The organism is Bacillus sp. ES1-5, from assembly GCF_022487605.1.
GTDB lineage: Bacteria > Bacillota > Bacilli > Bacillales > Bacillaceae_G > Bacillus_A > Bacillus_A wiedmannii.
The window spans coordinates 1-980 of sequence record NZ_JAKVPU010000036.1 but is presented as its reverse complement, the minus strand read 5'-3'; the positions used below and the strand labels follow the sequence as shown (position 1 = coordinate 980).

Here is a 980-nt window from a genome sequence, read left to right as displayed (position 1 = left end):
GAACAACAAATGTTTTTCTCAAAAACATTTGGATGTGTTCGATTTGTATACAACAAGATGCTTGCAGATAGAATCAAATCTTATCAAGAATCACAGGATAAACTTGATAAATCTGTTACATATCCTACGCCTGCACAATATAAGGCTGAATTTTCATTCCTAAAGGAAGTTGATAGTCTTGCGTTGGCGAATGCTCAAATGAATTTGAATAAAGCATACGCTAACTTTTTCCGTGATAAATCTGTTGGATTCCCGAAATTCAAAAGTAAGAAAGATAACTATCGTAGTTATACAACAAATAACCAAAAAGGCACGGTTTACATTGAGAGTGGTTATATCAAGCTGCCCAAACTAAAGACCTTGGTAAAGATTAAACAGCACAGACAATTCTTTGGATTAATTAAGTCTACTACAGTGTCTCAAACACCTACTGGTAAATACTTTGTATCGATTTTAGTAGAAGAAAATGAGCAATTGTTTCCTAAAGTTGATGCAAAAGTTGGTATTGATGTTGGGCTAAAAGACTTTGCAATATTGTCTAATGGCAAGAAATATGAGAACCCTAAATGGTTGAGAAAAGCCGAAAGAAGATTAGCTTTTCTGCAGCGCTCTTTGTCGCGTAAAAAGAAAGGTTCAAACAATAGAAACAAGGCCAGGTTACAAGTTGCAAGACTTCATGAGAAGATTGCGAATCAACGCAATGATTTTCTTCACAAGATAAGCAGTGAAATCACAAACGAAAACCAAGTAATTGTGATTGAGGACTTGAAAGTGAAGAACATGCAAAAGAATCACAAATTAGCAAAAGCAATCAGTGAAGTATCTTGGGCTAAATTCAGAGAACACCTTGACTATAAAGCAATATGGAAAGGTCGTGATTTGATAATCGCACCTAAGAATTATGCGAGTAGCCAATTGTGTTCTTGCTGTGGTTATAAAAATAAGGAAGTCAAGAATCTAAGCCTTAGAGAGTGGACTTG

1 protein-coding gene is annotated in these 980 nt (G+C 35.2%); it reads left to right on the top strand.

Annotation, left to right across the window (positions count from 1 at the left end; translation table 11 throughout):
* A partial coding sequence (gene tnpB / locus MKO96_RS29120; protein WP_240589341.1) for an IS200/IS605 family element RNA-guided endonuclease TnpB occupies nt 1–980 on the top strand: 980 nt, incomplete at both ends.